The organism is Caldanaerobacter sp. (assembly GCF_049701115.1).
Lineage (GTDB): Bacteria > Bacillota > Thermoanaerobacteria > Thermoanaerobacterales > Thermoanaerobacteraceae > Thermoanaerobacter.
In genome coordinates, this window is record NZ_JBNATX010000053.1 from 1 (window position 1) to 8,860 (window position 8,860).

Below are 8,860 nucleotides of genomic sequence, written 5' to 3' on the forward strand. Positions count from 1 at the left end.
CTACCAAGCCCACAGCGGACTTTCACCGCCTAGTTATCGCCCATGCCGGGCGCACATAAAAAATCAGGGCAAACAAGAGCTTGCCCTGATTTTTTATTCTACTTTCTTTTTAAGAAGCGCAACCATTAAGGCAGTTACAACTGTACCGACTGCTATCACACCAATATAAAGAAGTGGATTTGAAACGGCTATAGGTATCACAAATATGCCTCCGTGAGGAGCCCTTAATTCAATGTGGAAAAGCATTGAAAGTGCGCCTGTAACTGCAGAACCCACCATTATAGAGGGTATTACCCTGAATGGGTCTGCTGCTGCAAAAGGTATAGCGCCTTCTGTTATGAAGGAAGCTCCCAATACCCAGGCTGCTTTACCTGCTTCTATTTCATCTTTTGTAAATCTATTCCCTCACCTTTCTATCCTCTCAATCTCAATTTTGTCTTTCAATGCATTTACTTCTTCAATAGTACCTGCTCTTGTACCTTCTTTCATGACCACAGAAGTTGACAGCGCTGCAGCTATTTTTATTGTCTCCTCAAGAGAAAGCCCTCTATATATTCCATGCGCAAAGCCTGCAACGTATGCATCTCCTGCTCCAACAGTTCCTTTCACTTCAACTTTTAGAGGTTTTACTCTAAATACAGCATCATCAGTTATAACAACGCTTCCCTCTTTCCCCATAGAAACTGCAACTATTTTTATGCCCAATTTGTTTAGTTTTTTCCCCTCTTCAATAATTTCTTCTAAAGTCTCAAGCCTTTTCCCTACCACATCCTCCAGCTCGTGAACATTAGGCTTTATCATAAAAGGCTTTTCTTCTATGCCGTAAAAAAGAGCTTGATTGTCAGCATCCAGAATCACTTTTAAATTGCTGTTTTTTAATTCTTTAATTATCTCTTTATAAAAAGTTTTAGGCACTCCCAGTGGTAAGCTCCCCGATAGTACAAGCACTTTAGATTTTTCTGCATATTTAAATATGATTTCCTTAAGAAGCTCTATCTCTTCTTCACTTATCTCGGGACCGTATTCATTTAAATCAGTCACTTCTCCCCTTGAAATATCAGAAATCTTTATATTCGTCCTCGTATCATTTTTTATCCTCACAAAATCAGTTTTTATTCCTTCTTCTTCAAGGCAGTCAATTATATAATTAGCATTGGGGCCCAAAAAGCCCAAGGCAATTACCTCATCTCCAAGGTTTTTTAAGTTTTTGGCTACATTTATCCCCTTTCCTCCAGCGTCAACTCTTGAACGAATCACCCTATTGACACTTCCAGGCTTTAAATTTTCGACAATTATTGTCCTATCAATTGCTGGATTTGCTGTCACTGTTGTTATCATCATCTTCATCCCTTTCAAAATTTAGTATCTCTACATTTGCCTGTTCATACTTTTTTATGACCTCATAATCTATCTCATCATCAGTTATTATTGCCGTGATATCTTTAAGATCTGCAAATTTTACAAAAGACTTTTTGCCAAACTTAGTGTGGTCTGCTACCACATAGACTTCGCTTGCTACCTCTATCATCGTTTTTTTAGTATTAGCTTCAATTAAATCTGGAGTCATAAGCCCATCCTCAAAAGATATAGCATTTGTACCTATAAAAGCCTTATCCACTTTAAACTGCCTTATGACCATCTCTGCAATAGGGCCAACCAATGCCCTGGTCCTCCACCTCTGTATACCTCCTGTAACGATTATTTCAATATCCTCATACTTTGAAAGCTCTATTGCAATTAAAGGAGAATTGGTGACAACTGTAAGCCTCATATTTTTTAAATTTCTCGCAATTTCCAGAGTAGTAGTACCTGAATCCAGAAGAATAGTATCCCCTTCTTCAATCAGTGAGGCAGCAATTTTACCTATCTTTCTCTTTGCTTCAAGCTCCACTTCTTCTTTCTCAAAAAAGGCTGGCTCATAGTGAGTACCAGTTTTTAAAATAGCTCCACCATGAGTCCTCTGTATGAAACCCTTTTCCTCCAGCACATGCAAATCTCTTCTTATTGTAGATTCAGAAACATTGAAGAGTTTACTTAGCTCCGCAACGCTTATACTTTTATCTTTACTTATAATTTCAGCAATTTTGAGACGCCTTTCCTCTCCAAACATCCTATCAGATACACCCATATTCATTCACATCCGTTCAATTTATTCCCGCTCAAATATGAATGATTTTGCTTAATTTTGATTATATACTACCGATTTTGATTTGTCAATGGGTAAAAAATAAAACAGGCATAAAGCCTGCTATAGTAAGAATGCTTTCGGTACTAAGAAAACAGGGGCTAAAATTTTGCTTTGTCAACAAACTGAAGAGTCCTCCAAGGAGGAGGACTCTTTTTTGTTTATGTTAGTTGGTTATCTTAATTATTACTACTTTACCTACACTGTTCACATAGAGTTCCACTGTTGTACCTTTTGCTATATCTCCGAGTCCAGCAAGTTTACCATCTTTTGATACAACTGTTACATTGCTGTCTAATGCGTATTGTGCACCATTCTCTAACTTAATACCGTAGCTGGAATAGTCACTTACCTTGACACTACCCTCGACATTAACTGGATTAACTGGCTCTAAATTTTTAATGATTACCCCATTTGCATCAAGCTTAAACACATATACTTTTCCTTTTACTGGAGCATCTGTAATTACATCTTTCTCAGAAGTGTATGTTACTTCTCCACCATTTGCAAGTACAGTGATCTTATAGTATGTCTTGTTATCAGCAACTGTATATTTTATAGGATCATCTTTTACATAACCGTATACAACTGATTTTACTTCACTTTCTGGTTTTGTTGTTATATCGCTATTGATAACTAGTACTTTCAGGTAATTGTAATCTCCTTCAACAGCCCCAACAACATTTAGTGATTTAACCGTAATGTCTCCAACTTTTACTACAGAGTTGTCTTTCAAATTGAATATTAATGTACTATCACTGAGGTAGAGGCTTCTACCTAATACTTTGTTAGTTGGATCATAAGTTACATTGTTAGCATCACGAACGTTGTACTCTACTTTTTTCACACTGTCTACTTTATTGTCTTTTACTGTATATGTTACTAAGTCTTTCTTCTCTGCATAAGTCTGTGCTGCTACTGCTGCATCATACTTAGCGTCTAATATCTTTTTGCCTTCAGCTGTGAGAAGTTCAACTTTTCCGCCTGTTAGCGGACCATATGCTTCAGCTGCAAGTGCTATAGCATAATTTTCAGCTGCTGCAGAAACTTTTAATATAGCATATACAATGTTACCATCTTTATCAAGTACAAATACACCTTCATCGCCTACTGCAGGAGTTTTGTTCTCAGCATATCCATTTACTGTATATGTCTTATCGTTGATTACAACCTTTGCGCCATCATCAATAACCGTTGTTACTTTTCCTTCCACTTTATCTCTTACAACCAGTATTGTCACTTTGGAGCCATCTACCGTAGTGCCATAGTAAATTATGTCATTAGCTTTTATATCTGTTACTTTGTCAACAGAACCTTTTACAATGACAGTCTTTACTGAATCTCCAGCTATTCTCAGGCTGCTATTTGCATTGATAAATTTGTCTCCAGCTTTTACATCTGCTGTAACTCGTACATTCTGATACTTGAATGAATCATTTACAATCATATAATTGTATGTCTTATTATCTGGAGCTAATATTGTTACACGTGCACCATCTTCTACTTTTGCTTTATCTAATACTTGATCTAATGTTGTCTTTCCTCCATTGTAAATTACAGTTACATCTGTAGGGCTAGGAATTTCTACTACTTTCTTGTTATCATTGTAGACAACGTTATTAACTACCTTAAATTCCTTTGCTGTGAAAGATTTCTCTGGTGTAGCCGTTACATCTACAAATACAGGTTCTCCTGTGCTCTTTACAGTGTATACTTCAACTACTTTACCGAGGTACTTGTTGAAATCTATATTGCCAGCATTTATAGTTGTAGCATCAGCAAAAGTAATTACTCCATCTTTTACTTCTATACCTTTAACCTGTACTTTCCCTGCTGCTACATTGCTGTCAACATTAGGTGTTGCTACTACTAAGTATTTTGTAACGTTTGCTACCTTTGATATGAGTTTATTCCCTTCTGTCTCTTTGCCATCTACATATTTTACCATCGGTGTCTGAAGTGCTCTGTCAAGTACCAATGCAAGGTCTCCACGGAGTATTACTTGGTTATAAGCAAGGTTGATTCCTGCTGTCAAACCTATGTCCTGTGCTTTTGCCAGTACTCCATAGGGCCATGAGAGGTCCTGATATCCTAATGCTCTCAGTACGAATGCTAACGCCTGTGCGTAGGTCAACTGTCCATTTGGATCGAATTTGCCATCGCCTACACCTTTAGCGATGCCCATCTGATATGCAAGGTTGATGTGTCCTACTGCCCAGTAATTCTGTGGTACATCTTTGAATACTGATTTTTCTGCTTTTGCCATTTCTGCCAAGCCTTCATAGCCCAGCATTCTGTTGACGAATGTTACCATCTGAGCTCTTGTAACTGGCTGGTCTACTCCAAACTTGCCATCCCCAACTCCCTTTGTAATATCAAGGGCAGCCAGCCTCGCTACTGCTGATGCGTATGGCGCATCGCTCGGCACATCAGTGAATGGCGTCGTTGCTGCAAAGCCTACCGCCATAGCGCCAAACACCAATGCGAAGCTTACGGCGAACGCTATTAACTTTTTGAGGCGCTTCATACAGTTAATCCTCCTCCTTGTACTTTAATTTTGAAAAGGGTTTTTTATTTTGTTTTTGAAAGGCATAAGCCTTTCAAAAATTTTTACCTATGTAAGTACATTTTAGAGATATTGGTACGCTACTGGATACGCAACCTGATTATATTATATCATCAGCCACATAGGGAGTCAATAATTGTTACCAATTTGTAATATTTCTGTAATATTGGTTTAACATTTTTATTTCTTCATCAACAGATGGTGCTGATAATATATTATTCGTTGTTTAGTTAATTCTCCCTTCTTTTTTGGTTTAATTTAATGTTTTTTTAACATTTCTGTAACATATTTGTGATAATCTTGTGATATACTGGTGATAAATTTGTGGAGAGGTTGAAGGGTATGAGGAAAAGGTTAATTTTTTTTGTAGTAGCAGTTGCATTGGTTTTTGCAGTATCAATACCAACAATAGAGCTAAAAGCACAGTCAAACAGGCCTTTTGTACCCGTTTTGATGTACCATCACCTTCAAAAGGAAGGAACTTTTGATTCAAAAAAATACGGAGGAGTGATAGTTGACCCTGAAAGATTTGAAAAGCAGATGCTTTATTTGAAAGCAGCGGGATATCATACTATAACTTTAGAGGAGTTAAGAGATTTTGTGCTTTATAATAAGCCCTTACCCCCAAAGCCTATTGTGATAACTTTTGATGACGGATATTTGAGTAATTATACTTATGCATATCCTGTTCTTAAAAAGCTTAATATGAAAGCAGCTATAAACATCATAGTAAGTTATGTTCCAGATGAGGTAAATAAACAAAAACCAAATGTACATATACCCCATTTTACATGGGAACAGGCGAAAGAAATGGCAGATAGTGGAGTTATAGAAATTGAAAGTCACACATATGACCTTCACAGCTACAGGTCAAATGGCTTTAAAAAAATTCCTATGGTGATGGGACCTGTGATAATAAATGGACATCTTGAAACGATGGAAGAATATAAACAAAGGCTTTATACAGACTTTTTGCGCTCAAGAGAGATAATTAAAGAAAAGATAGGCAAAGCCCCTATATGCCTGGCATACCCTTTTGGAGCAGGAAATAAGATAAGCGATGAAATAGCAAGAAAAGTAGGCTTTGAGATGGCGTTTGGAATACAGGAAGGAGTAAATTATTACGGGGATAACATAATGAAGCTTAAAAGAATCGCTGTTCGAGATTCTGATACAGGCCAGGATATAGTGGAAAAAATTAATAAATTAAGTCACGGTATAAACTTTATCCCTTTTTGGGATATTAAAGGAAGACAGTTTGAAAAAGATATTTTAAGCGCAATAGTGAAGGGAATTTTTGCGGGGTATGAAGACGGGTCTTTTAAACCTGAAAAACCTATTACAAGGGCAGAATTTGCTTCTTTGATAAATAAGGTCTTTTTGAAGGAGAAAAAAGTTTTAGAAAGAGAAGTGTATTTTAAAGATGTACCTAAAAATGCGTGGTATTACAAAGCTGTAGTAACTGTAGTGAATAACGAAATTATGAAGGAATATGAGGACAATACTTTTAGGCCTCAAAAACCTGTCACCTGGGAAGAAGCGGTTGATGTGATAAAGAAGTTTTTTGATTTAAATAGTCTTGATAAAAATATGTTTAAATCGCCTGAAAAAACGTTGACTAGAGAAGAGTTAGCAGTATTGCTGGATAAAATTATTAAGGAGTAGCCAAAAAGCTACTCCTTAATAATTTGCAAATAAGTTTTTGTGTTCATCAGCGAGAGTTGCCCATTTGTAGACAGAATATCCTATTGCATTTGCTTCTCTTGCTCCGTCAATTCCTCCTCTTAGCTCCTCTACAGTCGGAAGGCTTAATCCCCTTTCTGCATAGCCCTGCAATATCACTTCTATGTGGACATCATCTCCTGCCAACGCCCTTACAATATTTACAGAGTCCATCACAAAGTTTTTCGCATCGTCATAAGTGTAAGTTCTGTTTGATATGTTCCAGTAGTCCATAAGAGCTATCGCATCAAAGTATTTTGCCATTGTGGCAAAAGGATAACTGGGTCTATACTGAGGCGGGAAAGTGATTGCTATAAAAGATACATTTGAAGGTAGTTTACTTCTCACTTTTTTCGCATAGTCCTCAACTATCTGAGCGGCTTTTACCGGGTCTTTTTGCGGCAACTCTTCAATATCTGCTGCAACAGCATCCACTGTATGGCCGCTGGGAGTAACGTATGTCGCTACCTGCACTGTCAGGTCAGCGTCATAAGAGGGATTTTTTAGGTCAGTGTAAAGCCAGGCTATGACTTTTATGCCTGCTCTGTGAGCTGCTGGAACCACAGTATCAAGCCATGCTTTCCATTCGTCTGGAAATCCCGATTTAGAAGTTGCAACTTCAAGATAAATGTGAGTTATGTTAGAAGCCGCAAAAAGGCTTATATCTGACGCTGTAGGTGGAGTAGTGTATATGCTGTACCACACGCCCTTTCCAGCATAAGGCAATGTAGAAAGAGCCTGACCTATATTCCCTCTTGAAGGTGTGGTACCTGTACGCCTGTCTACCCCTGCGACGTAATCTTTCTTTTCCGGTTTATCGTAAACCGTAACGTATAAAGCTGAAATCCAACCTACTGTACCGTCTTTAAGGCGAACGTTATACCAGTCCCCTGATTTGTCTAATGCTTCTAAAATTTCTCCTCTATTTACCTGTGTTACAATATCATACTGAGTTCCAGGACCAGTTCTTATATTTACTAAGCCTCCACTTACCATAAGAGGCGGTAGGGAAAGTTTTGGAGTATCAGCAGGTAGAAGAGGATTTTGCACATTTTCTACGCTTGGAATGACGTTTATTATCAATTTGCCATCTTGCGTTACTAAATCGTAATTGGCATCTTTATTAAGTGTAATTGCTATTTGAACAACTGCAGATGATACCTGGCTTGGGATAATACCTTTTACTACATCATCGTCAAGTGCCATTGCTGGAAAACTTTCTTTCAAAACCGTGTTCTCCAAATTTACAAGAATAGCACTCTTTGCTGAGTCTTTTGTTACTTTGTAAGCCGAAGAATTTGTAGAGATGACTACCTGTTTCAAATCGCCTTGTTTGTTAAATTTTATATCTTCAACAGTGTAATATTTGGGCAAAGAAGCATCCTTCTGCTGTGAAGAAGTGGTATTAGAACTATTTTCTTCTTTAGGGGGATTCTGAGAAGCCTGCTGCGTCTGGTCTTTTGGAATTACCAGCCACCCTGCAATCCAGCCCTGTCTATTATCTTTAAGCTGTACTTTATACCAGTCTCCCAGTTTTGATAAAGCTTTTAATACTTCTCCTTTATTCACTGTAGTTATCACGTCGTATTTTGTGTCGGGTCCCGTTCTTATTCTTACTATATCTCCATTTACCACCACGTCCATTGAAATTTTTTGCTCTTTTGAAGTTATATATACAGTTTTTGCCTTTCCATCCCAATTGACGTCATTTTTTAAAGCCTCTCCAATAAATCTCAAGGGTACATATGTATAACCATAATTTATTAATTTCACTGAAGAATCTAGTTTGACTACCTTATCATTTATATATGCCGTGTCTTTGTAAAAGTAGAGGGTAATTTTGTCTCCCATGTAGGTAATTGTGACTTTTGTATTGTCGTAATCAACTTTAGCACCCATTTTTTCTGATACAAATCTCACAGGAACAAATACTCTGTCGTCAAACATGAGAGGCTTCATTGGAGGACTTTGTTTTTCGCCATTTATCACGATTGTTATGGGTGGGTAATTGTAGTAGACATTTTTGCCGTTAACATTGTACACTTCAGCGCCATATGCAGAAACTATGCTGTAGATTAGAAAAAAACTTCCCAGAATAAATCCAATTAAATACTTTAGCTTCTTCCTCAATCAATCCCCTCCTCTTTAGTTTTTTATTCTTAATTTTTATTGTAAACTACTTATGTTACAGTTTCATTTCAAAAGCATTACAATATGATTACAAAAACTAAGAAAATTCTACATTAAATGAGCAAATTTATAAATTCTTCAGCTGCTATTTAATGGAAAATACTGGAGCAGAAAATTTAAAGGCTGGGGAGTCCAGCCTTTACAGACTGTTGACAAAATATCGGGAACCCGTTATGATGAGAAGGGTTCCTTGTTTT

General features: G+C 37.3%; 5 protein-coding genes and 1 pseudogene. 1 reads left to right on the forward strand and 5 read right to left on the reverse strand.

Features of this window, described 5'->3' with window-relative positions:
- Positions 1–93: 93 nt before the first annotated feature.
- The 4 genes and pseudogenes from ACPLVE_RS10435 to ACPLVE_RS10450 all read right to left on the reverse strand — a co-directional run.
- A pseudogene (locus ACPLVE_RS10435) lies at positions 94–402 on the reverse strand (PTS fructose transporter subunit IIBC); the annotation flags it as partial.
- Between the two features lie 3 nt (positions 403–405).
- Positions 406–1,338 carry a 1-phosphofructokinase gene (gene pfkB / locus ACPLVE_RS10440; RefSeq protein WP_424611497.1) on the reverse strand — a complete coding sequence of 311 codons (933 nt, stop codon included), beginning with the start codon at positions 1,336–1,338 and terminating at the stop codon, positions 406–408.
- Positions 1,304–2,134 (reverse strand): DeoR/GlpR family DNA-binding transcription regulator, encoded by an 831-nt coding sequence (locus tag ACPLVE_RS10445; RefSeq protein WP_424611493.1) that lies wholly within the window; start codon positions 2,132–2,134, stop codon positions 1,304–1,306. The genes pfkB and ACPLVE_RS10445 overlap by 35 nt, the downstream gene beginning before the upstream one ends.
- Positions 2,135–2,351: 217 nt before the next feature.
- A complete protein-coding gene (locus ACPLVE_RS10450; RefSeq protein WP_424611494.1) occupies positions 2,352–4,712 on the reverse strand; it encodes an S-layer homology domain-containing protein in 2,361 nt (786 codons plus the stop codon).
- Positions 4,713–5,093: 381 nt separating this feature from the next.
- Here ACPLVE_RS10450 and ACPLVE_RS10455 point away from each other — a divergent pair, with 381 nt between their 5' ends.
- The gene (locus tag ACPLVE_RS10455; protein ID WP_424611495.1) at positions 5,094–6,416 is read left to right on the forward strand and encodes a polysaccharide deacetylase family protein; all 1,323 of its coding nucleotides are present in this window, start codon (positions 5,094–5,096) and stop codon (positions 6,414–6,416) included.
- 15 nt (positions 6,417–6,431) lie between these two features.
- Here the strand turns inward: ACPLVE_RS10455 and ACPLVE_RS10460 are convergent, their stop codons facing one another.
- Positions 6,432–8,603 (reverse strand): stalk domain-containing protein, encoded by a 2,172-nt coding sequence (locus tag ACPLVE_RS10460; RefSeq protein WP_424611496.1) that lies wholly within the window; start codon positions 8,601–8,603, stop codon positions 6,432–6,434.
- Positions 8,604–8,860 lie beyond the last annotated feature (257 nt).